The sequence below is a fragment of the Quadrisphaera sp. DVD1 genome (genome assembly GCF_058932755.1).
In genome coordinates, this window is sequence record NZ_JBZYWI010000001.1 from 1 (window position 1) to 21,447 (window position 21,447).

The following is a 21,447-nucleotide window of genomic DNA, read 5'->3' on the forward strand; positions in this document are numbered from 1 at the left end:
CTTCCTCACCCACCCGGGGGTGCTGCCGGGCGCCGTGGGGCTGGCGGTGCACGAGGTCGGCGTCCTGGGCCGCCTCGCCGCGGAGTCCGTGGAGGACCTCGACCCCCGGCCGGAGCAGGCGCTGCGCGCGTCTGGAGCCGGGCGCGCCGCCGCCTTCGCCTACGGCGCGCTGCCGCGGGCGGCGCCGCAGCTGCTGGCCTACGCGGTCTACCGGGGCGGGGTCGTCGTCCGCGAGGCGGTCGTCGTGGGCCTGGTCGGCGCCGGGGGGCTCGGCTACCTCCTGGCCCGCCAGTCGGCGGCGTTCGACTGGCCGGCCGCGGCCACGACGGTGGCCGCCTTCGTGGTGCTCACCGCGTCGGTGGACCTGCTGGGCGGCGCCGCCCGGCGGGCGCTGCGCTGAGCGCACCTGCGAGGGTGGCGCCGAGGCGTCCGGCCGGCTGGCGGGCGTGGCGGGAGGGGAGCGGTCGTGGGCGTGCGCGCGTACGTGGAGGCGGACTACCCGGCGGTGGTGCGGGTGTGGGAGCAGGCCGGCCGCGTGGTGGTCCCGCTGCCCGAGCTGCGGGCCACGCTGGAGCACACGCCCGACCTGCTGCTCGTCGACGACGACGGGGACGGCCTGCGCGGGGTCGTGCTGGGCACCTTCGACGGGCGCCGGGGGTGGATCTGGCGGCTGGCGGTGCACCCGCAGCACCGGCGCCAGGGGGTGGCCACCGCGCTCGTGCGCGAGCTGGAGGCGCGCTTCGCCCGGCTCGGCGTGCCGCGGATCAACCTGCTCGTGGTGCCGCAGGACCCCGGGGCCCTGGAGTTCTGGACCCGCCTCGGCTACCTCTCCCACCCCGACGTCCTGTGCTCCAAGGACCTCGAGGTCTCCGCCCGCGGCTGACCCGGGGCGGCCCGCCCCGCCCGGTGCGCCTCAGGGAGCGTCGGCCAGGTCCGGGGCGCTGGGATGGCCGAAGAGGCCCGGCAGGCCCCCGGAGTGCAGCAGCACGGTGCGTCGGCTCGCAGGAACGTCACCCTCCGCGACCGCGGCCACCAGCCCGGCGGCGGCGCGTGCGGTGTAGACCGGGTCGAGCACGACGCCCTCCGTGCGGGCGACCAGGACCATCGCCTCCTGGGCCTGCGGCGTCAGGGTGGCGTAGCCGGCCCCCACCAGGTCGCGGCGCAGCCGCAGCGGGCCGGGCACCGGGGTCCCGTCCTCGCGCGCCAGGCCGCCGGCCAGGTGCCCGACCCGCTCGAGCGGGTCGGGGACGGCGCCGACGTCCACGCCCAGCACGCGCTCGGCCCCCAGGGCGTGCACCAGCCCGGCCATGGTGCCGCCTGACCCGACGGCGACCACGACGGTGTCCAGGTCGGAGAGCTGGTCCAGCAGCTCCGCGCCGGCCTCGGCGTACCCGCGCGCGCCCACCACGCTGGACCCGCCGAAGGGCACCACCTCGGTCGGCGTCCCCGCCGATCGCAGCGCCTCGGCCTCCTGCTCCACGCGCGCGGCCAGCGCGGCGGCGTCCACCGGACCCGCCCACACCAGGCGGGCGCCCAGCAGCGCGTCCAGCAGCGCGTTGCCGCGGAGCTCGGCCGGCGGGTCGCCCTCGAGGACCAGCACCGCCGCGAGCCCCAGGCGCGCTGCGGCCGCCGCGGTCAGGCGGGCGTGGTTGCTCTGGGCCGCCCCGCTGGTGACCACCGCCCGCGCGCCGCGGTGCACCGCCCGGCCCAGGGTGTGCTCGAGCTTGCGGACCTTGTTGCCGCCGCCTCCGAGCCCGCCCAGGTCGTCGCGCTTGATCCACAGGTCGTCCGGGTGCAGCCCGAGGGCGATGGCCAGGCGCGGAGCGGGCTCGAGCGGCGTGGGCCACGTGCCCAGGGCGACGCGCTGGGCATCTGCAGCGATCATGCGGCCATCCCTACCACCGCGCCCCGGCCCTCGACGCGACGGCGGGCGAGGAGGAGCGTGGTGCCGGTGCGCGCGGTGGTGGTCGGAGCGGGCCTCGGCGGGCTGGCGGCGGCCGCCGGCCTGGCGCGGGCCGGATGGGACGTGGCGGTGTTCGAGCGTGCTCCGCGGCTCGAGCCGCGCGGGGCGGGGATCAGCCTGTGGCCCAACGCGCTGCGCGCCCTGGACGCGCTCGGCCTCGGCGACGCCGTCCGCAGCCGGGCCGCGCTCGGCGCGGGGAGCGGCGTCCGCCTGCCCGACGGGCGGTGGCTGGGCCGCAGCGACGTCGCCGACGCCGTCCGGGCCCGGTTCGCGGACCCGCTCGTGGTCCTCGAGCGCACGGAGCTGGTCGACCTGCTCGTGGGCGCGCTGCCCGCGGGCGTGCTGCGCCTGGGCTGCCCGGTGGGCGGTGTCGAGCCGGGAGACCCGGCTCTCGACGGCCCGGCGCGCGTGCGGCTCGGCGACGGGCGCGAGCTCGAGGCCGACCTCGTGGTCGCGGCGGACGGCACCTGGTCCCGGATCCGGGCCGGCCTCTTCCCCGGCCACCCCGGGCCCGTCTACGCCGGGTACACCGCGTGGCGCCTGGTGGCCCCCGCGCCGGCCGGGGCGACCGGGTCGGAGACCTGGGGCCCCGGCGGGCAGCGCTTCGCCGTCGTGCCCATGGCCGGCGGGCGGGTCTACTGCTACGCCACCGCGACGACGCCGGCCGGCGTCCGGCACGACGACGAGGCGGCCGAGCTGCGGCGGCGGTTCGGCGCCTGGCACGACCCCATCCCGCAGGTCCTCGCCGGCGCCGGCCCGCTCGACGTCCTGCACCACGACGTCATGGACCTGCGGACGCCGCTGCCGCGCCTGACCGCCGGGCGCGTGGCGCTGGTGGGGGACGCCGCGCACGCCATGACCCCCGAGCTCGGCCAGGGCGGGTGCCTGGCCCTCGAGGACGCCGTGACGCTCGCCGCGCTCGTCGCCCGGGCCGCCACCGCGGCCGACGTGCTCGGCGCCCTCGACCGCTACGGCGCCCTGCGCCTGCCGCGGACCACCCGGATCGCGGCCCGCTCCCGGTCCGCGGCGCGCCTCACGCAGGCCTCGTCACCGCTGGGCGTGCGGCTCCGGAACGGTGCCGGCCGGGTGATGACCCGGGTCCCGGCCCGCGTGGTCGCGCGGGGCCTGGACGCCGTCGTGGACTGGCGGCCGCCCGGCGCCGGCGCGCCGTCCTGACCGCGCGCGGCGGACCGCCCGGGCGAGGTGCCAGGCCAGCGCGTGGGCCACGACCGCCGCGCCGAGCGCCGTCGCGGCGTCCACGACGAACGCGCAGCGCGTGCTCGGCCCTCCGCGGCGGTGACGGCGGGGAGCGTCCCGAGCCTTCGGGGTCAGCGCTGCACGCGGGCGCGGGCTCCGCCGGCGAGGGCGAGCACGTCGGCCTCGCTGGCCGCGCTGGCATCCCCCGGGGTGGTCATCGCCAGGGCTCCGTGCGCCGTCCCGAGCTCCAGCGCCGTGGGCAGGCCCTCACCGGCCAGCAGGCCGTGGATGAGCCCCGACGCGAAGGAGTCGCCTCCGCCGACGCGGTCCAGGACCTCCAGGCGCTCGCGGTGGACGGCGCGCACGAGGCCCGTGCTCGGTGACCACCCCACCGCCCCCCAGTCGTTGACCGTGGCGCTGTGCACCGTCCGCAGCGTCGTGGCGATGACGGCGAACTGGGGGTGGGCAGCGCTCATCCGCTCCACCGCTGCGGCCGCGTCCTCGCCCTGGACCGGACCGGAGCCGCCGTCGGGGCCGCCCACCAGGTCCTGCTCGTTGCCGATCATGACGTCGACGTACGCGGCCACCGCGCTGTTGACCTCGCGCGCCCTGGCACGGCCTCCCTGGGACTCCCACAGGCTCGGGCGGTAGTTCGGGTCGTAGGAGACGACCGTGCCGTGGCGCCGGGCGGCGGCGACCGCCTCCAGGGCCACCTCGGCGGTGCTCTCGCTGAGCCCGGCGAAGATCCCGCCGGTGTGCAGCCAGCGCACCCCGAGGGCGCCGAAGAGGTGGTCCCAGTCGACCTGCCCCGGCCGCATCTGGCTCACCGCGGTGTGGCCGCGGTCGGAGGTGCCCACGGCTGGGCGCACCCCGAAGCCGCGCTCGGTGAAGTTCAGGCCGTTGCGGGCGGCGCGCCCCACGCCGTCGTGGCCGACCCAGCGGATCAGGGAGGTGTCGACCCCGCCGGTGAGGACGAGGTCCTCCAGCAGCCGGCCGACCTCGTTGTCGACGAGGGCGGTGACCACGGCGGTGCGCCGGCCGAAGGTGCGTCGCAGCCCGCGTGCGACGTTGTACTCCCCGCCGCCCTCCCACGCCGTGAAGGTCCGCGCGGTGCGCACCCGGCCCTCGCCGGGGTCCAGGCGCAGCATCACCTCGCCCAGGGCCACGAGGTCGTAGCGGCACTCGTCCGCGGGGCGGATCGTCAGGTCGGCCACGGCGTGCTCCTCGGGGGTGGTGGCGGGACGGGACTGCTCAGGACGCGCGGACGAGCGCCACGGCCTCGGCGGTGAGCCGCTGGACGGTGGCGAGGTCGCCGGCCCGGACCCGGTCCCGCGGGACCATCCACGAGCCGCCCACGGCGACCACCGCGGGGACGGCGAGGTAGTCGTGGACGCTGGCCGGCCCGATGCCGCCCGTGGGGACGAAGCGCACCCCCGCGAAGGGGGCGGTGAGCGCGGCGATCGCCGCGGCGCCGCCGGAGGTGCCCGCGGGGAAGAACTTGACGGTGGCCAGCCCCAGCTCCAGCGCGGCCTGGACCTCGGTGGCCGTGACGGCGCCCGGCAGGGGCAGCACGCCGTGCTCGCGGCAGCGCTCCACGACGGCGCGGCTGAGGCCGGGGGAGACGACGTAGCGGGCTCCCGCGGCGACGGCCAGGTCGACCTGGGCGGGCGTCAGCACCGTGCCGGCCCCGACGAGGACGTCGCCCCGCTCCGCCATGGCGCGGATGGCGTCGGCCGCGGCCGGCGTGCGGAAGGTGACCTCGGCGACGGGCAGCCCGCCGGCCACGAGGGCGCCGGCCAGCGGGCCGGCGTCCGCGGCGTCGTCGACCACGACCACGGGGACGAGGCGCGCGGCGCTGAGCGAGGCCAGGACGTCGGCCCCCGGCTCCCGCCGGCCCTCGCCGGCGGTCATGCCAGCACCTCGGGGTTGACGACGTTGCGGGGACGCCGGCCGTCGAGGACGTCGGCCGCGTTCTCGAGCACGCGGCGCTTGAGCTCCTGCTCGGACTCCTCGCTGTACCAGGCGGCGTGCGGCGTGAGCACCACGTCCTCCCGCTGCACGAGGGGGCTCGAGGCCGGCAGCGGCTCCTCCTCGAAGACGTCGAGCGCCGCCCCGAGCAGGCGGCCGCCGTCCAGCGCGTCGAGCAGCGCGGCGGTGTCGACCACGCCACCGCGGCACGTGTTCACCAGGACGGCGCCCGGCCGGGTGCGGGACAGCGCCTCGGCGCCGATGAGGTGGTGGGTGTGGGCGTTCAGCGGCACGTGCAGGGAGATCACGTCGGCGCTCGCGACGAGGTCGTCGAAGGAGACCACGGCGATGCCCTCGTCGGTCACGGTCCCCGGTGCCCTCAGGGGGTCGCAGCCGATCACCGAGTACCCGAGGCCGCGCGCCTTGCGGGCGGTCGCGGTGCCGATCAGGCCGAGCCCGACGACGCCGAACACGCGCCCGGCGATCCGGTGCAGCGGCTTGGCCGGGGCGAGCGAGTGCTCGCCGCGCCGCACGCCTCGGTCGAGCCGGGCGACGCCCCGGGCCAGCGCCAGGGCGAGGGCGACGGCGTGGTCGCTGACGTCCTCGGTCCCGTAGTCGGGCACGTTGCACACGGCGACCCCGTGCCGGGTGGCCGCCGCGACGTCCACGGTGTCCACGCCGACCCCGTACCTGCTGACCACCCGCAGGTCCGGCAGGGCCGCCAGGACGCGGTCGGTGATCTGCGCGTACTGCACCACGAGGGCGCCGGCCCCGGACCCCGCGCTGATCACGTCGTCCTCGGTCCGGCAGTCGGCGCGCACGAGCTCCACGCCGCGCGACGCCGCCACCTCCTGCTCGATCGCCACCGACTCCTGGTCGTACTCGGTGATGACCACCCGGCGGGCGGGCGGGGCCACCTCGCGGTCGGTCGTCGGCGTCGGCTGGCCCTGCATCGGTCGCTCCTCGGTGGTCATCGTCGGTCGGGCTGGGGCGTGCTGTCCGGCGCCGCTTCCGATGGTCGCGGCGTGCGCAGGTGCCGCTGCGTCGCAGCGGTGTGGGACGTCTCGACGGCGATGGCGAGCGCGGAGTCGCCGGTCTGGAGGGCGACGAGGATGTCCGCGTGGTCCTGCCGGGTCCGCGCGGGCACGTGGTCGCGGGTCAGGCCCTGCCACATCCGCCTCCAGGCGTCGCCGAGGACGAGCGCGGCGAACACCGCGCTGATGACCTGGTTGCCCGCGGCGGCCACGACCGCGCGGTGGAAGTCCGAGTCCAGCTCGGCGTAGCGGGCGGGGTCGGTGGTGCGCTCCATCTCGGCGTGCACCGCCTCGATGCGGGCGAGGTCCTCCGGCGTGGCGCGGGTGGCGGCCAGGCCGGCGACGGGCGGCTCGACCAGGCGGCGGAACTCGGCGAGCTCCGTGACCGACCCCGAGGGCATGACCGAGGCCACGAGGCCGACGCCGGCGAGGAGGTCCTCCGGGCCCAGGGCGGTCACGTACGTCCCCGATCCGTGGCGGGTCTCCAGGAGCCCCATCACGGCCAGCGCGCTGATCGCCTCGCGCAGCGCGGAGCGGGAGACGCCGAGCTCCGCTGCGAGGTCCCGCTCGCGCGGGAGCCGGTCCCCCGGAGCCAGGGCGCCATCGGCGATCTGGTCGCGCAGGAGGGCGACGACGCGCTCCGGTGCGGTGCCGCCGCTCATGCGAGTGGTCCGACCATCTCAGCTGCTCCCCAGCACGAGACTCGGCCTCCGCCGAGTGACGACCCCAGTGTCCGTCGAGAGTCACAATAATTGGTCTGACCAGTCGGCTCAAGAGCGTCGCGAGGCGACACCGGAGCCGGCGCCGGCCGCCCATGCGGCGCCTCCAGCGTCGGGGACGCTCACCCCGCGCCGCAAGAGTCGCCAGGTGGTCGGACCAGTTGACCTCAAGAACCGGCGTGTCTGCGGTTGACAGCGCTCGGAGAGCGCTGGCAGGCTCGGCGTGACGACGAAGAGGTCACACCTCTGGCGAAGGAGCCAGCGATGAGCACGGGACGTTCCTGCGCCCACGGGGCGCACTCCCACCACGCGGTGCGGTGATGTCACGCCAGCCGGCTGACGTCGACGTGCTCGACAGCGCGTCGCGCGACGTGCTGGGCGAGGGGCCCTGGTGGGACGCGAGCGCGCAGCAGCTGCTGTGGGTCGACATCAAGCGCCACCTGGTCCGCCGCTCGTCGCTCGACGGCGCGGAGGAGCCGCCGGTCCCCACCGCCAGCGACGTGGGGTTCGTCGTGCCCGACGACCAGGGCGGGCTCGTGGCCGGCCTGCGCGACGGGCTGCACCGCTACGCCGACGGCCGGTGGACCGCGCTGTGGCGCGGCGACTTCGACACCAGCTGCCACCGGATCAACGACGGCAAGACCGACCGGGCCGGCCGGCTGTGGTTCGGGACCATGCACGACCCGGAGACCGAGGCGACCAGCGCCTTCTACCGCTGGGCCGAGGGTCGCTGCGAGGAGCAGTTCGGCGCCGTCACGACGTCCAACGGGCTCGGGTGGTCCCCGGACGACCGCCGCTTCTACTACACCGACTCCCTCGCGCGGTGCATCTGGGTGTTCGACTTCGACCTGGACGCCGGCCGGCTGTCCGGCCGGCGGGTCTTCGCGGAGGACCCCGCGGGCTACGTGCCTGACGGGCTCACCGTGGACGTCGACGGGTGCGTGTGGGCGGCGAAGTGGGACGGCGGCAAGGTCGTCCGCTACCGCCCCGACGGAGCCGTCGACCTCGAGCTGGCGCTCCCCGTGAGCCGCCCGACCAGCGCCGCCTTCGTCGGCTCCGACCTGGCGACCCTGGCCATCACGTCGGCGAGCCTGGGGCGCGACCGGGAGCCGCTCGCGGGGCGCGTGCTGCTCGTCCCCACCGGCACCCAGGGGCGGGCCGAGGCGCGCGCCGCCCTCGGCGCGGCGACCGCCCCGCCGCACGCACCCGTCGGCGCGACGACGTCCTGACCGGCTCCGCGGTCCCCGCGCCCGGCCCTCCAGCCCTCCAGAACCCCCTCACCAAGGAGCAGACAGCCATGACCACCTCGAGAGCCCCCCGGCGCCGCACCCTGCTGGCGGCCGGCGTCGCCGTGTCCGCCCTGCTCCTCGGAGCGACGGGCTGCTCCACCGCCGGTCAGGCGGAGGGCGGCGGCGACAGCGCCAGCACCGCGCCGTACATGGTCCCCCCGAAGGAGGGGAAGCTCACGGTCGGCTTCTCGAACTCCTTCGCCGGCAACGCCTTCCGCACCCAGATCATCTACGAGCTCGAGGACGCCGTGGCCCGGCACGGCGACGACATCGAGGACCTCATCGTCACCGACGCGAACAACAGCGTCGACAAGCAGCTGTCCGACATCAACGACCTGCTCACCCGCGGCGTCGACATCCTCCTCATCGACGCGGCCTCGGAGACGGCGCTCAACAGCGCGGTCCAGCGGGCGCACGCGCAGGGCGTGCTCGTGGTCTCCTTCGACAACGAGGTCTCCAGCGAGAACGGCATCGTCGTCAACGTCGACCAGGAGGAGTTCGGCCGCATCGGCGGCGAGTGGCTGGCCTCCAAGCTCCAGAGCGGCGACTCGGTCGTCACCCTGGACGGCGCAGCGGGCAGCCCGGTCAACGACCAGCGCCTCGCCGGCGCCACGGCAGCGCTCGAGGAGGCCGGGATCACCGTCGCGGGCGGCGCCAACACCGACTGGGACCAGGCCAAGGGCCAGTCCGCCGCAGCCGACCTGCTGTCCGCCAACCCGGACGTCGCCGGCATCTACTCCCAGGGCGGGGGCCCCAGCCTCGGGGCCATCAACGCCATCGAGCAGCGCGGCGCGGCCGTCGTCCCCATCCCCGGCGAGGGCTACAACGGCTTCCTCAAGAAGTGGAAGCAGCTCAAGGACAGCAGCGGCTTCGAGTCGATCGCTCCCTCCAACCCGCCGTCGCTGTCGGCGGACGCGCTGGAGGTGGCGCTCAAGGCCGTCCGCGGTGAGGACCCGGGCCGCACGCCCGAGGTCGAGCTGCCGGTCATCACCCAGGACACCCTGGAGGAGTACGTGCGCCCCGACCTGCCGGACGCGTTCTTCCTGCCGACCAAGCTCAGCGAGGAGTCCATCCAGAAGTACTACGGCGGGAAGCAGTGACGTCGCGGCCTGAGGACCACCGCCCGGCTCCCTCGCCGGGCCCCGTCGTCGAGCTGCGCGGCGTCCGCAAGAGGTTCGGCGGGGTCCACGCGCTCAAGGGCGTGGACCTCGTCGTCCCCCCCTCGACGGTGATCGGCCTGGCGGGGGAGAACGGGGCCGGCAAGTCGACGCTGCTCAAGGTCCTCTCGGGCATCTACACGCCCGACGCCGGTGAGGTGCTCTACGACGGGCAGCCCCAGGAGCACCTCACCCCGGCGGTCGCCCGCGCGGCGGGCATCGCCGCCGTGGCGCAGGAGCTGTCCGTCCTCGAGCACCTGTCGGTGAGCGAGAACGTCTTCCTGTCGCAGGAGCCGATGCGCGGCCCCTTCGTCGACACGAAGGAGCGGGACCGCCGCGCCGCCGAGGCCCTCGCCACGGTCGGCTCGACCGCGTCCGTGCACGACATGGTCAGGGACCTCGACTTCGCCGACCGCCAGCTCGTCGAGATCGCCAAGGCGCTGGTGTCCGGGCCGAGGGTGCTCATCCTCGACGAGCCGACGTCGGGCCTCCGCGAGGCCGAGGTCGCCAGGCTCCTCGAGCTGGTCCGGCGCCTGCGGGCCGGGGGGACGAGCGTCGTCCTCATCACGCACCGGCTGTCGGAGATGTTCGCCGTCTGCGACAGCTTCACCGTCCTCAAGGACGGCGAGTCCGTCGCCACGCTCCCGGCCGCGGAGATCGACTCGGAGACGCTGGTGCGGCTCATGGTCGGGCGCAAGCTCGAGGCGCTCTTCCCCCCGCGCGGGGACCCCTACGACGGCGACCGCAGCCGGCCGCTGCTGGAGGTCTCGGACTTCTCCGTCCCCGGCACGCGCGTCAGCCACGTCTCGCTGCAGGTGCGCCCCGGCGAGGTCGTCGGCATCGCCGGGCTCGCCGGCAACGGCCAGAACGAGCTCCTCGAGGGGCTCGCCGGCGTCCGGCCGTCGACCGGCCAGGTGCGCCTGGGGACCGCGGTCGGCCCCTTCCGCCGGCCCTCGAAGGCGCTGCGCAGCGGGATGGCCCTCGTCCCCGAGGACCGCAAGCGGCACGGCCTCGTGCTGCCCTTCTCCATCGCGCGCAACCTCACGCTGCCGACGATCAGGTCCATGGCCCGCTTCGGGTTCATCTCCTCGCGCCGCGAGAAGGCGGCGGCCGACGTGAGCCTGGCGACGATGGCGATCCGACCCCCGGACGCCTCGATCGTCTCGGGCGGGCTCTCGGGCGGCAACCAGCAGAAGGTGGTCATCGGCAAGGCGCTGCTGGTGGACCCGTCCGTCTACCTCTTCGCCGACCCCACGCGGGGGATCGACGTCGGGACGAAGTACGAGATCTACGTGCTGCTGCGGAACCTCGCCGCGCAGGGCCGCGGCATCCTGCTGATGTCCACCGACCTCAGCGAGGTGATCGGCGTGTGCGACCGCGTCCTCGTCATCTCCGGGGGCCACGTCGTCGCCGAGTTCTCCGGGGACGACCTCACCGAGGAGAACATCACGGGCGCCTCGTTCGCGGCCGGGGCGGAGGCGGCGTGACCGCCTCGATCAGGCGCTACCTGCGCCGCGACCCCGCCACACCGGTCGCCTACGCGGTGCTGCTGGTGATCGTGGTGGCCTGGATGGCGGCCACGCCCAACCTCGACGTCGTGTCGATCACCAACACCTTCGCCCAGAAGCTGCCGCTGGCGATGGCCGCCATCGGCGCGACCGTCGTCATCGTCTCCCGCGGCATCGACCTGTCGATCGGGGCGACCCTGACCCTGGTGAACGTGATCATCGCCCACGGCTCCATCGCCGGCGGGAGCCTCGCGGTGTGGGTGGCCGTGGCCGTGGCCGCGGCCCTCGTCGCCGGGCTGGTCAACGGGATCTTCGTGGCCGTGTTCGAGCTGCCGGCGCTCATCGTCACCCTGGCCACCTCGTCGGTGCTCTTCGGTGTGGCCCTGTACATCCTGCCGAGCCCCCGGGGCGAGCTGCCGGCCTCGTTCACGAACACGGTCCTCCTGCTGGTCGGGCCCGTCCCCGTGGTGGTGCTGCTGCTCGTGGCCATCCCCGTCCTGCTGTGGTGGCCGATCCGCCGGAGCCGGTTCGGCACGGCGCTGTACGCCGTCGGCAACGACGAGTCGGCCGCCTTCACCAGCGGGGTCAAGGTGCGGTCCGTGAAGATCCGCGCCTACGTCCTGGCCGCGTTCTTCGCCGCCCTCGGCGGGATCTTCATCACGATGAACGCCGGCTCGGGCGACCCGAACATCGGCAGCGCCTACACGCTCAACGCGATCGCCGCCGCGGTCATCGGCGGCGTGGCCCTCTCGGGCGGCCGGGGCACCGTCGCCGGCCCCGTGGCCGGCGCGCTGGTGCTGAGCTTCATCAACAACCTGCTGTTCTCGCTCGGCGTCAACACCTACTACCAGTACCTCGTGACAGGCATCCTGCTCATCGCTGCACTGGGCATCCCCTACGCGGCCCGCACACTGCGCCAGCGCAGGGAGGCGACAGCATGACGACGACCACCGCCAGCCCCCCGACCAGCCCCTCGCGCAGCCGGTCGCGGACGGCGCAGCTGCGGCCGGTGCTGCCCTTCATCACCCTCGCGGGGCTGTACGTCGTCACCGTGCTGATCTCCCCGGGCTACCTGGAGGCGGCCCAGATCGGGAGCCTGCTCCAGCTGGCGGCGATCCTCGGGGTCGTGGCCATCGGCCAGACGCTGGTCATCCTCATCTCGGGCATCGACCTGTCCGTGGGGGCCGTCGTCACCCTGGCCAACCTCATGACCGCCGCCGTCCTGGACGGGAACGACGCCGACCTGCCGCTGGCGCTGCTCGTGTCCCTCGCCATCGGGGCCGCGGTCGGCCTGGTCAACGGCGCCGTGATCGCCTTCATCCGCGTCCCGGACCTCGTGGCGACCCTGGCGACGATGACGATCGTCACCGGCGTCGGGTACCTCCTGACGAACGGGGCGCCGCGCGGCACCTCCAGCCCCCTGCTGAACTCCCTGATGACCCACCGCTACGCGGGGTTCCTCACCACCGGCGTGCTCGTCTGGGCGCTGCTGGCCGCCATCACCGTGGTGGTGCTGCGGCGGAGCGTCACCGGGCGGCTGATCTACGCGACCGGGCTCAACCGCGAGGCGAGCTTCTACGCGGGGGTCCCGGTCACTCGCACGGTCATCACCCTCTACACGCTGTCCGGCATCACGGCGGCCGTCGCGGGCTTCCTGCTCACCGGGTACACCGGGTCCAGCTACCTGGGGTCCGGGAGCAGCTACCAGCTGGCGTCGATCGCGGCGGTCGTCCTCGGCGGCGTGAGCATCTTCGGCGGTCGGGGAGGCTACGGCGGTACCGTCGCCGGCGTGCTCATCACGGTGCTCCTGCTGAGCATCCTGCGCGTGGTGGGCATCCCGCAGGCCGGCCAGAACATCGCCTACGGCGCCGTCATCCTCCTGATGCTGCTGGCGTTCACCGCGAGGACCACGCGCAGGTGAGCAGCCAGGAGCAGGACCCGGGGACCGCCGGCGCCCGCGCGGCGGTGGTCGGCGGCCCGGGGCAGCAGCTGCCGCACGAGGAGGTCCGCCGCTTCGTGCTGGACGCCCTCGCCGGCGCCGACCTCGACGGCAAGCGGGTCTGCCTCGTGGTGCCCGACGGCACGCGCACCTGCCCGCTGCCGGCGCTCCTGGGAGCCGTGCACCAGGCGCTGTCCGGGCGCGCCTCCGAGGTCACGGTGGTCATCGCCCTCGGCACGCACCAGAGCATGAGCGAGGAGGCCCTGGCCACCCACCTGGGCCTCGACCCGTCAGCGCCGCAGGAGACCTACCCGGGCTGGCGGATCGTCAACCACGAGTGGGCGTCGGAGGGGGCGCTGACGCACCTCGGGCGGATCAGCGCCGAGCGGCTCGGCGAGATCACCGGCGGGCTGCTCACCGGGGTCTCCGTCGACGTGCGGATCAACCGCCACGTCGCCGACGCCGACGTGGCGCTGCTCATCGGGCCGGTCTTCCCGCACGAGGTGGTCGGCTTCTCCGGGGGCAACAAGTACTTCTTCCCCGGCGTCTCGGGGCCCGAGCTCATCGACGTGTCGCACTGGGTCGGCGCGCTGGTCACCAGCGCCGAGATGATCGGGACCGGCGGGACGACGCCCGTGCGGGCCCTCATCGACGAGGCCGCGAGCCTGGTCCCCGCCCGGCGGCTGGCCCTGTGCCTGGTGGTCGCCTCGGGAACGGACACCCTCCACGCGGCCTCCTTCGGCACGCCGGAGGAGGCCTGGGCGGCGTGCGCGGCCGTCTCCGCGCAGACGCACATCACCTACTTCGACCACCCGGTGCAGCGGGTCGTGTCGGTGATGCCCGAGAAGTACCAGGACATCTGGACCGCGGCGAAGGGCTTCTACAAGCTCGAGCCGATCGTGGCGGACGGCGGTGAGGTGATCATCTACGCGCCGCACATCACCGAGATCTCGGTGATGCACCCCCACATCAGCGAGATCGGGTACCACAACCGCGACTACTTCCTGGGCCAGTGGGACCGCTTCCGCCACCACCCCTGGGGCGACCTGGCGCACTCCACCCACCTGCGGGGGCAGGGCACGTGGAGCCCCGAGGAGGGCGAGCGCAACCGGGTCACCGTGACCCTCGCGACGGGCATCCCCGAGGACGTCGTCCGCTCGGTGAACCTGTCCTACCGGGACCCGGCGACCGTGGACCTCGACGCCTGCCTCCGCGACCCGGACACCTTCGTCGAGCCCCACGCCGGAGAGGTCCTCTACCGGCTGCGCCCGGGGGCCGCGTCCGGGGGCGCCGGCGAGCCGGACGGGCGGTCGCCCTCGCGCGAGGGCCTGGACGGATGAGCGAGGACGCCAGCGCGGCCGTTCCGCCGCCGGCCTCCTGAGCGTGCCGAGCGGCCTGTCGCCCCGCCTCGCCGCGGTCGTCGACGCCCTGCCCCTGCTGCCGCACTCGCGCGTGCTGGAGATCGGCTGCGGGCCCGGTGCGGCGGCGCGCGCCGTGGCCGACCGGCTCGTCACCGGACACGTGCTCGGCATCGACCGGTCGGCGGTGGCCATCGCGCAGGCGGCGGAGGCAGGGGCCACCCAGATCGCTTCCGGGCGGCTGCGCCTGCGCCACGTCGCGGCCGAGGACTTCGTCCTCCTGCCCGGGGACGAGCCGTTCGACCTGGTCTTCGCCGTCCGCGTCGGGGCCCTGGACGGCCGCCACCCGCAGGCCGGTCGCCAGGTGCTGCGCCGCCTCGCCGCGGCCACCGCCCCAGGTGCCCGGCTGTTCGTCGACGGCGGGAGCCCGCTGCGCGAGCTCTCCCTCGACCGGCCCTAGCCCGCGGAGCCGCTCGCCGCTCAGTCGTTGACGCCGTCGCCGTGGACGGTGAGGTCGTCGCCCGGGTCGACCGGCCAGGCCTCGAGGTCGGGATCGGCCAGGACGGAGTCGACGAGGGCGGCGCTGCCCGCCACCAGGGTCGAGTCGAAGTCGATCTCCGTGGCGACGCACCAGGACCGGTCCGCGGGCCAGAGCAGGTTGGGGGACTGGGGGACGAACCAGTCCGGCGCCGGCCGCCAGCCCAGGTCGGTCGCGGCCTCGAGGGGCCCGGTGAACAGGAGGTGGTCGCGTCCGGGGAGGTGCAGCCGCGGGCCCGCCAGCACCGTCGCGTCGAACGCCGGGGGCACGTCGGTGCTCGTGGAGCCCGGCGGGAACCCGAACGCGACGACCGAGGGGCTGCCGCGGATCCAGCCGTGGCCCTCCCACAGGGCGAAGCAGCACTCCGCACCCCGCGGGGTGTGACCGGCCAGCACCCGGCACAGGGCCTCGAGCGCCGTGGCCTCCAGGTCGCCCTCCTGCGGCTCCTCGCCGTCCCACGCGCGCCCGGCGTCGTGCCCGACGGGTGGCCGGCAGATCGACCGCCACTGCACCAGGGCGTGCGGGGTGCGGCCGGTCGTCTCGCACACCGCCGCCCACGTGGTGGGCCGCCCCTCGCGGTCGCGCACGGGGTGCAGCACGCGCGCGCAGGCGGGGAAGCCGCGGGGGACCACGGAGCCCACCCACCCGCCGAACGGCCCCAGGCGCGGGGCGATCCACGCGCCGAGCGAGACGTCGCCGGTCCAGGTCAACCCGCTCGCGCCCACCGCAGCATCCTGGCCCGGCGATGACTTCCGCGCTCGGGCCGGGTCGTCCCCTCCGCAGCCGCCTCGCCCGAGGTGGTGGGGAGGGGGCGTCATGACGGACCGGCACCGCGGCGTCCCGGTGCGCCGCGACGAGCCGCCTCCGACGGCTGCCCTGATCGGCGCGTGGCGCACGGAGGGGGAGGTCTTCGGCGAGGACGGGCGGACCGTGGTGGCCGCGGTCACCGGCAGCGACGTCTACGAGGAGCTGGGACCGACCGTCGTCCACCACGTCGACGTGGAGATCGGTGGCGAGCGCACGCGAGCCCTGGAGGTCATCGAGCCCTACGACCCCGAGCGCGGTGCCTTCCCCACGCGGGCCTACGACGACCGCGGCGGCGTCGAGACCTCGACCGCCGTCGTGCGCGACGGCACGTGGACCTTCCACGCGGGCACGGCCAGCGCCACGCTGCGGGTGGCCTCCGACGGCGCGTCGATGCACGCGCACTGGGAGGTGCAGGGACCGGACGGGCGGCGGCGGCCCTGGATGGACCTGCGGCTCACCCGTCAGCGGTGACCGCTCGGCGGAGGGCCTGCCGGCGCGAGGCCTCCGGTGCGGCCGAGCAGCTCCCGGGCCAGCGAGGCGTGGGTGATCAGGCCGGTGACCATGCCGCTGCGCACGACAGCGGCCACGGCGTCGGCGCGGGCCGCACCGACGGCGATGGCGAAGACCTGGCGCGTGCGGCGCAGCTGCGCCTCGCTGACGCCGACGACGCGGTCGGCCAGGGCCCGCAGGACGGTGCCGTCCTCGGCCACGAGCAGCCCGGTGGTCTCGGCCACGGCGCCGGCGGCCCTCAGCTGCTCCTGCTCGCCGGGCTCGAGGGAGTCGTGGACGGTGGACCCCCCGGGGGTCCACGCCCCGATGCTCACGACGGCCTTGGTGAGGTCGTCCAGGAGGGCCATGGCCTCCCGCACCCCGATCTGCTGGCGCAGCGCCTCGGCGCTGGAGGCGTCGGGCATGACGATGGGGGCGTAGAAGGTCGCCGCCGTCCCACCGGCTGCGGCCGCGGTGCGGCGGACCAGCTCGGGGGCGTTCTCGGGGACGTCCGGCCGGCTGATCGCTCCGGCGAGCTGGACGAACGTCGCGGGCACGTGCTCCGACCATGACGCGCCGAGGTGCGACATCGCGTGGCCCCAGGCCAGGCCGACGACGTCCTCGGCGCTGGTCAGCTGCTGCAGGTAGCCGGCGGCGATCCGCCCCACCGCGGCGCCGATCGGGCCAGCCTCTCCGGAGTCGGGGACCTCCTCGACCGCGCCCGCCATGACGACGGCCCGCTGCAGCCCCAGGGCGCTGCACAGCCGGGCGGACAGGGCTTCGTCGATCTCCGGCGGCATCCCCACCCGGATCTGCACCAGCCCGGCCGCGCGCGCGGTCTCGAGCAGCCGCGCCACCTTGAACCGGCTGACGCCCAGGTCCTCGGCGATCTGCACCTTCGAGGCGCCGTCGAGGTGGAACCGCCGCGCGGCCTCCACGGCCAGCGCCAGCCCGCCGACCTGGACCGACGACGTCCGGCTGCTCGTCGCTCCGCGCGCCATCAGACCCCTCTTCGCACGCCGACCCGACCACCGCCTGGGCGAGGGTCGCGGAGGCGTTGACACCGGCTGCGTCGCTGGCGCACCCTGGTGGCTCACCTGAGCATAGCCGCTCAGATGAGCGGAGTCCATGCCGGAGAGGCGGACGCCGGTCGAGGACGACGCACCACTCGGAGGCCCCCGTGCTCGCTGCTTTCCTCCCCGGGAACTCGACGGTCGACCTGCGCGAGGTGGCCGACCCCGAGCCCGGGCACGGCCAGGTCCTCGTCGCCGTGCGGGCCTCGACCATCTGCGGCTCGGACCTGCGGGCGATCTACCGCGAGCACCTGGGGGAGGGCCCCGAGGCCTACCAGGGGGTCGTCGGCGGGCACGAGCCCTGCGGCGTCGTCGTCGCCGTCGGCGAGGGGGTCGACCGGATCGGGGTCGGCGACCGCGTCGTCGTCTACCACATCAGCGGCTGCGGGCAGTGCGACGAGTGCCGGCGCGGGTACCAGATCAGCTGCACCTCCCCGCGCCGCGCCGCCTACGGCTGGCAGCGCGACGGCGGCCACGCCGACCGGCTCCTCGCGGAGGAGCGCGACCTGCTCGTCCTGCCGGACTCCCTGTCCTACCTCGACGGCGCGTGCGTGGCCTGCGGCTTCGGCACCGCCTACGAGGCCCTGTGCCGCCTCGGCGTCTCCGGGCGCGACCGCCTCCTCGTCGTCGGCCTCGGCCCGGTGGGCCTGGCCGCCGGCCTCCTCGGCAGGGCCATGGGCGCCACCACCGTCATCGGCACCGACCCCAGCCCCGAGCGGCGGGCCCTCGCCGTGCAGCTCGGCGCCGTCGACGAGGCCGTGCCGGGCAGCGACGAGGAGCTCACCGCCCTGCTGGGGGACGGCGCCGAGGCCTCCGTCGACTGCTCCGGCAACGGTCGCGGCCAGCTCACCGCCCTGCGCCACACCCGCCGCTGGGGGCGCGCCGCCCTCGTCGGCGAGGGGGGCCAGCTGTCCGTCGACGTCTCCGAGGTGCTCATCCACCGCCAGCTCACCGTCCACGGCTCGTGGGTGACCTCCACGGTGCGCATGGCCGAGCTGCTCGAGAACCTCGACCGCTGGGGCCTGCACCCCGACCGCGTCGTCACCGCCACCTTCCCCCTCGCCGAGGCGGGACGGGCGTACGAGGTCGCCGACGCGGGCGCCGGCGGCAAGATCGGCATCGTGTGGGACGACGACCGGGCCGGCGCTCGGGGCTGACCGCTCAGGCCACCCGGGCGGCTCCCGCGGAGGCCTCGGCGACGAGGAAGGCCGGCTCGGGGTGCCCGGCGGCCAGGGCCGCGGCGCGCACCGCGGTCGCCACCTGCGCCGAGGCGCCCGTCGCCACGAGCGCCACCGCGGAGCCGCCGAAGCCGCCGCCGGTCATCCGGGCGCCGAGCGCCCCGGCCGCGCGGGCGGCGTCCACGACGACGTCGAGCTCGGGGGAGGAGACCTCGTAGTCGTCGCGCAGCGAGGCGTGCGAGGCGTCCAGCAGCGGGCCGAGGCGCGCGCCGAGGTCGCTGCTCCCCGAGGCGCTGCGCAGCAGCGCCACGGCGTCGTGGACCCGCGCCGTCTCGGTGAGCACGTGGCGCACCCGGCGGCGCAGCAGCGCGGTGTCGTCCTGGCCGTCGAGCCGCGCGAGGGCGGCGTCGACGTCGTGCAGCTCGGCCAGCGCGGTGACCCCGAGGATCGCCGCCGCCCGCTCGCAGGCGTCGCGCCGCGCGCCGTACTGGCCGTCGGAGAGGGAGTGCGCCGCGCGGGTGTCCATCACCAGCAGCTCCAGCCCGGACGCCGGCAGGTCCAGCGGCACCTGCTCCACGGACCCGTCCGAGGTGTCGAGCAGCAGCGCCGCCCCGGCGGTGGCCCGCAGGGACGCCGCCTGGTCCATGCCGCCGGTGGGAGCGCCCGCCACCTCGTTCTCGGCGCGCACGCACACCGCGGCGAGCGCCGCGCGCCCGGCGTCGTCCAGGGGCAGCCCGAGCAGGTCGGCCACGGCGACGGCGACCGCGCTCTCCAGCGCGGCGGAGCTGGACAGCCCCGCGCCGAACGGCACCGAGGACTCCACGGCGACGTCGAGGCCCGGCACGTCGTGCCCGGCCAGGCCGAGCGCCCACAGCACCCCGGCCGCGTAGGCGGGCCAGCCGGACGGCGTCCCGGGGCCGACGTCGGCCAGGCGCCCCTCCCAGCGGGCGGACTCCTTCCCGAGGTCGGCGGCGGAGACGAGGCGCACCACGTCGTCGTCGCGGCGGCGCACCGCGACCACCGTGCGGTGGGGCAGGGCCAGCGGCAGCACCGGGCCGCCGTTGTAGTCGAGGTGCTCGCCGATGAGGTTGACCCGCCCCGGCGCGGCCCAGACGCCGTCCGGCGCCCGCCCGAACGCCTCGGTGAAGGCCTCGGTGGCGGTGCGCGCCGCGGCGGCGGGGTCGGCGGCCGGCACCCAGACCGGCTCGGCCCGCGGGGGAGCGGCGCTCACGAGGCCACCTCGCGCAGGCGGGTGGCGATCCGCTCCGGCGTCGTGTCGTTGACCCAGGCGCCCATGCCCGACTCCGACCCGGCCAGGTACTTCAGCCGCCCGGGCGAGCGGAGCACGGAGAAGGCCTGCAGGTGCAGCCGCCCCAGCTCGCGGGCCTCGCCCCTCGGCGCCTGGTGCCACCCCGAGATGTAGGGGAGGCGGTCCACGCCCTCGAAGTAGCGGTCGAGGCGCTGGAGCAGCTCGGAGTACACGTGCGCGAGCTCGTCCCGCTCGGCCTCGTCGAGGGCCGCGAGGTCGGGCACGTCGCGGTGGGGGGCCAGGTGCACCTCGACCGGCCAGCGGGCGGCGGCGGGCACGTAGGCGCTCCAGTGCTCCCCGGAGAGCACCACGCGGGTGCCCGCGGCGCGCTCGGCCGCCAGGACGTCGGCGAGCAGGTTCCCGCCGGTGGCCCGCCGGTGCTGCGCGGCCTGCCCGAGGTACTGGGCGGTGCGCGGGGTGGGCTCGGGGTAGGCGTAGATCTGCCCGTGCGGGTGCTGGAGGGTCACCCCGATCTCGGCGCCGCGGTTCTCGAAGACGAAGACCTCCGCGACGCCGTCCAGCGCGGAGAGCTCGGCGGTGCGGTCGGCCCAGGCCTCGACGACGGTGCGCACGCGCTCGACCGGGAGCGAGGCGAAGGTGGCGGCGTGGTCGGCGGTGAAGCAGACGACCTCGGTGCGGCCCACCGCCGGGCGCACCGGCCACAGCGCCTGGCCGTCCACCAGGGACGCCGGCTCGGCCGCGAGCGGGGTCCCGGCGCCGGCGTAGGAGGGGAAGCGGTTCTCGAAGACGACGACGTCGTAGTCGTCGGCGGGCACCTCCCCGGGCTCGCGCCCCGGCCGGGCCGGGCACAGCGGGCACAGGTCGGCCGGCGGCATGAAGGTGCGGTCCATGCGGTGGGCGGCGTGGGCCACCCACTCGCCGGTGAGGACGTCGAAGCGCATCGTCGACGTCGTGGCCACCGGCGGGAGGTCGCGCGCGTCGTGCAGCGCGCGGGTGGCGGCGCCCGACGCGTACGGCTCGGTGTCGTCGAAGTAGAGCAGCTGGCGGCCGTCGGCCATCGTCATCGGAGTGCGGCGCACCCTGTGATCAAACAGGAACGCACACAGGTCGGCAACGTCGACCACTCACGGGGCGCCGACCGGCGCCAGCAGCAGCCGTCCCACCCTCTCCGCCACGGCCCGTCGACCGTCCGGCGGCAGGCCCTCGTCGGTGACGAGCACGTCGAGCCCCTCCAGCGGCGCGATCGTCGTCAGGCCCACCACGCCCCACTTGGTCGAGTCGGCCACCACCGCGACCCGCCGGGCCGCGGCCAGCAGCGCCTGGTCGGTCTGCGCCTCGACGAGGTTGGGGGTGGTCAGGCCCGCCCGCTCGTCCACGCCGTGCGCGCCGAGGAAGAGCCAGTCCACGTGCAGGTCCCTCAGCGCGGCCACGGCGACCGGCCCGACCAGGGCGTCGGACGGCGTCCGCACCCCGCCGGTGAGCAGGACGTGCGCGGGGTCGCGCCCGGCGTCGTGGAGGACCTGGGCCACCGGCAGGGAGTTCGTCACCACGGTGAGGTCCGGCACGGCGCGCAGCGCCGCGGCCACGGCGTGGGTCGTCGTCCCGGCGGAGAGGGCCACGGAGTCGCCGGGCCGGACCAGGGAGACCGCGAGCGCGGCGATCGCCCGCTTCTCCGGCCGCTGCAGCGCCGACTTCGCCGAGAACCCCGGCTCGACGGCGGCGCGCCCGGCCAGCGCCGCCGCGCCGCCGTGCACCCGGGCCACGAGACCGCGCGCGGCCAGCGCCTCCAGGTCGCGGCGCACCGTCATGTCCGAGACGCCCAGGACGGCGACGAGGTCGGAGACCCGGGCCCCGCCGTGGGCCCGCACCTCCTCGAGGATGCGCTCCTGGCGCTGGGGGGCCAGCATCCGGCGACGATAGCGGCGAGCGACGGCCTGACCCGGTCGGCGGTGCGTCGCGC

22 protein-coding genes are annotated in these 21,447 nt (G+C 75.9%); 12 read left to right on the forward strand and 10 right to left on the reverse strand.

Annotation, left to right across the window (positions count from 1 at the left end; all coding sequences use genetic code 11):
* Both AC5FZL_RS00005 and AC5FZL_RS00010 read left to right on the forward strand, forming a co-directional pair.
* The coding region (locus AC5FZL_RS00005; RefSeq protein WP_493616501.1) for an ABC transporter permease subunit at positions 1-400 on the forward strand (400 nt) is incomplete at its 5' end.
* Positions 401-466: 66 nt separating this feature from the next.
* Complete coding sequence (locus AC5FZL_RS00010) at positions 467-883, forward strand: GNAT family N-acetyltransferase (protein WP_493616502.1); 417 nt, start codon at positions 467-469, stop codon at positions 881-883.
* Positions 884-913: 30 nt separating this feature from the next.
* Here the strand turns inward: AC5FZL_RS00010 and AC5FZL_RS00015 are convergent, their stop codons facing one another.
* Positions 914-1,885, reverse strand: a complete 972-nt coding sequence (locus AC5FZL_RS00015; protein WP_493616503.1) for a pyridoxal-phosphate dependent enzyme — start codon at positions 1,883-1,885, stop codon at positions 914-916.
* Between the two features lie 60 nt (positions 1,886-1,945).
* Between AC5FZL_RS00015 and AC5FZL_RS00020 the strand changes: the two genes are divergently transcribed.
* Entirely contained in the window at positions 1,946-3,139 is a 1,194-nt protein-coding gene (locus AC5FZL_RS00020; protein WP_493616504.1) for an FAD-dependent monooxygenase, read from the forward strand.
* 152 nt (positions 3,140-3,291) lie between these two features.
* Here the strand turns inward: AC5FZL_RS00020 and AC5FZL_RS00025 are convergent, their stop codons facing one another.
* Genes AC5FZL_RS00025 through AC5FZL_RS00040 form a run of 4 tightly spaced genes read right to left on the reverse strand, consistent with a single transcriptional unit; the run spans position 3,292 to position 6,824 of the window.
* Positions 3,292-4,374, reverse strand: coding sequence for a sugar kinase (locus tag AC5FZL_RS00025; protein ID WP_493616505.1), 1,083 nt, complete (start codon positions 4,372-4,374; stop codon positions 3,292-3,294).
* 37 nt (positions 4,375-4,411) lie between these two features.
* Positions 4,412-5,071 (reverse strand): bifunctional 4-hydroxy-2-oxoglutarate aldolase/2-dehydro-3-deoxy-phosphogluconate aldolase, encoded by a 660-nt coding sequence (gene eda, locus AC5FZL_RS00030; RefSeq protein WP_493616506.1) that lies wholly within the window; start codon positions 5,069-5,071, stop codon positions 4,412-4,414.
* On the reverse strand, positions 5,068-6,081 hold the full coding sequence (locus tag AC5FZL_RS00035; RefSeq protein ID WP_493616507.1) for a C-terminal binding protein: 1,014 nt from the start codon (positions 6,079-6,081) through the stop codon (positions 5,068-5,070). The genes eda and AC5FZL_RS00035 overlap by 4 nt, the downstream gene beginning before the upstream one ends.
* A 17-nt stretch (positions 6,082-6,098) precedes the next feature.
* Entirely contained in the window at positions 6,099-6,824 is a 726-nt protein-coding gene (locus AC5FZL_RS00040; protein WP_493616508.1) for a FadR/GntR family transcriptional regulator, read from the reverse strand.
* Positions 6,825-7,201: 377 nt separating this feature from the next.
* Here AC5FZL_RS00040 and AC5FZL_RS00045 point away from each other — a divergent pair, with 377 nt between their 5' ends.
* From AC5FZL_RS00045 to AC5FZL_RS00075, 7 genes are all read left to right on the forward strand, one after another.
* The gene (locus AC5FZL_RS00045) at positions 7,202-8,110 is read left to right on the forward strand and encodes an SMP-30/gluconolactonase/LRE family protein (RefSeq protein ID WP_493616509.1); all 909 of its coding nucleotides are present in this window, start codon (positions 7,202-7,204) and stop codon (positions 8,108-8,110) included.
* A gap of 68 nt (positions 8,111-8,178) precedes the next feature.
* A complete protein-coding gene (locus AC5FZL_RS00050; protein ID WP_493616510.1) occupies positions 8,179-9,270 on the forward strand; it encodes an ABC transporter substrate-binding protein in 1,092 nt (363 codons plus the stop codon).
* The gene (locus AC5FZL_RS00055; protein WP_493616511.1) at positions 9,267-10,814 is read left to right on the forward strand and encodes a sugar ABC transporter ATP-binding protein; all 1,548 of its coding nucleotides are present in this window, start codon (positions 9,267-9,269) and stop codon (positions 10,812-10,814) included. Before AC5FZL_RS00050 ends, AC5FZL_RS00055 begins: the two co-directional genes overlap by 4 nt.
* Entirely contained in the window at positions 10,811-11,776 is a 966-nt protein-coding gene (locus AC5FZL_RS00060) for an ABC transporter permease (RefSeq protein ID WP_493616512.1), read from the forward strand. The genes AC5FZL_RS00055 and AC5FZL_RS00060 overlap by 4 nt, the downstream gene beginning before the upstream one ends.
* A complete protein-coding gene (locus tag AC5FZL_RS00065) occupies positions 11,773-12,756 on the forward strand; it encodes an ABC transporter permease (protein WP_493616513.1) in 984 nt (327 codons plus the stop codon). Before AC5FZL_RS00060 ends, AC5FZL_RS00065 begins: the two co-directional genes overlap by 4 nt.
* Positions 12,753-14,114, forward strand: coding sequence for a lactate racemase domain-containing protein (locus tag AC5FZL_RS00070; protein WP_493616514.1), 1,362 nt, complete (start codon positions 12,753-12,755; stop codon positions 14,112-14,114). Before AC5FZL_RS00065 ends, AC5FZL_RS00070 begins: the two co-directional genes overlap by 4 nt.
* Positions 14,115-14,157: 43 nt before the next feature.
* On the forward strand, positions 14,158-14,592 hold the full coding sequence (locus AC5FZL_RS00075) for an SAM-dependent methyltransferase (protein WP_493616515.1): 435 nt from the start codon (positions 14,158-14,160) through the stop codon (positions 14,590-14,592).
* A gap of 20 nt (positions 14,593-14,612) precedes the next feature.
* Here the strand turns inward: AC5FZL_RS00075 and AC5FZL_RS00080 are convergent, their stop codons facing one another.
* The gene (locus tag AC5FZL_RS00080) at positions 14,613-15,395 is read right to left on the reverse strand and encodes a hypothetical protein (protein ID WP_493616516.1); all 783 of its coding nucleotides are present in this window, start codon (positions 15,393-15,395) and stop codon (positions 14,613-14,615) included.
* 91 nt (positions 15,396-15,486) lie between these two features.
* Between AC5FZL_RS00080 and AC5FZL_RS00085 the strand changes: the two genes are divergently transcribed.
* Positions 15,487-15,948: a hypothetical protein gene (locus AC5FZL_RS00085; protein WP_493616517.1), complete on the forward strand. Its 462-nt coding sequence runs from the start codon at positions 15,487-15,489 to the stop codon at positions 15,946-15,948.
* Here AC5FZL_RS00085 and AC5FZL_RS00090 read toward each other — a convergent pair.
* Complete coding sequence (locus AC5FZL_RS00090; protein WP_493616518.1) at positions 15,939-16,967, reverse strand: sugar-binding transcriptional regulator; 1,029 nt, start codon at positions 16,965-16,967, stop codon at positions 15,939-15,941. The two genes, AC5FZL_RS00085 and AC5FZL_RS00090, sit on opposite strands and share 10 nt — an antisense overlap.
* A gap of 179 nt (positions 16,968-17,146) precedes the next feature.
* On the opposite strand from AC5FZL_RS00090, the gene AC5FZL_RS00095 reads away from it, so the two are divergent.
* Entirely contained in the window at positions 17,147-18,196 is a 1,050-nt protein-coding gene (locus AC5FZL_RS00095; protein ID WP_493616519.1) for a zinc-dependent alcohol dehydrogenase family protein, read from the forward strand.
* A 4-nt stretch (positions 18,197-18,200) separates the two neighbouring features.
* Here the strand turns inward: AC5FZL_RS00095 and galK are convergent, their stop codons facing one another.
* Genes galK through AC5FZL_RS00110 form a run of 3 tightly spaced genes read right to left on the reverse strand, consistent with a single transcriptional unit; the run spans position 18,201 to position 21,394 of the window.
* Positions 18,201-19,448 (reverse strand): galactokinase, encoded by a 1,248-nt coding sequence (gene galK, locus AC5FZL_RS00100; RefSeq protein ID WP_493616520.1) that lies wholly within the window; start codon positions 19,446-19,448, stop codon positions 18,201-18,203.
* A complete protein-coding gene (gene galT / locus AC5FZL_RS00105) occupies positions 19,445-20,566 on the reverse strand; it encodes a galactose-1-phosphate uridylyltransferase (RefSeq protein ID WP_493616521.1) in 1,122 nt (373 codons plus the stop codon). Before galT ends, galK begins: the two co-directional genes overlap by 4 nt.
* A gap of 45 nt (positions 20,567-20,611) precedes the next feature.
* Positions 20,612-21,394, reverse strand: coding sequence for a DeoR/GlpR family DNA-binding transcription regulator (locus tag AC5FZL_RS00110; RefSeq protein ID WP_493616522.1), 783 nt, complete (start codon positions 21,392-21,394; stop codon positions 20,612-20,614).
* Positions 21,395-21,447 lie beyond the last annotated feature (53 nt).

What these genes read in the sequence shown, in the direction of transcription:
- AC5FZL_RS00015 (WP_493616503.1), bottom strand. Translation starts at nt 1,885, where the DNA reads ATGATCGCTGCAGATGCCCAGCGCGTCGCCCTGGGCACGTGGCCCACG.
- eda (WP_493616506.1), bottom strand. Translation starts at nt 5,071, where the DNA reads ATGACCGCCGGCGAGGGCCGGCGGGAGCCGGGGGCCGACGTCCTGGCC.
- AC5FZL_RS00035 (WP_493616507.1), bottom strand. Translation starts at nt 6,081, where the DNA reads ATGCAGGGCCAGCCGACGCCGACGACCGACCGCGAGGTGGCCCCGCCC.
- AC5FZL_RS00040 (WP_493616508.1), bottom strand. Translation starts at nt 6,824, where the DNA reads ATGAGCGGCGGCACCGCACCGGAGCGCGTCGTCGCCCTCCTGCGCGAC.
- AC5FZL_RS00045 (WP_493616509.1), top strand. Translation starts at nt 7,202, where the DNA reads ATGTCACGCCAGCCGGCTGACGTCGACGTGCTCGACAGCGCGTCGCGC.
- AC5FZL_RS00050 (WP_493616510.1), top strand. Translation starts at nt 8,179, where the DNA reads ATGACCACCTCGAGAGCCCCCCGGCGCCGCACCCTGCTGGCGGCCGGC.
- AC5FZL_RS00065 (WP_493616513.1), top strand. Translation starts at nt 11,773, where the DNA reads ATGACGACGACCACCGCCAGCCCCCCGACCAGCCCCTCGCGCAGCCGG.
- AC5FZL_RS00085 (WP_493616517.1), top strand. Translation starts at nt 15,487, where the DNA reads ATGACGGACCGGCACCGCGGCGTCCCGGTGCGCCGCGACGAGCCGCCT.
- AC5FZL_RS00090 (WP_493616518.1), bottom strand. Translation starts at nt 16,967, where the DNA reads ATGGCGCGCGGAGCGACGAGCAGCCGGACGTCGTCGGTCCAGGTCGGC.
- AC5FZL_RS00110 (WP_493616522.1), bottom strand. Translation starts at nt 21,394, where the DNA reads ATGCTGGCCCCCCAGCGCCAGGAGCGCATCCTCGAGGAGGTGCGGGCC.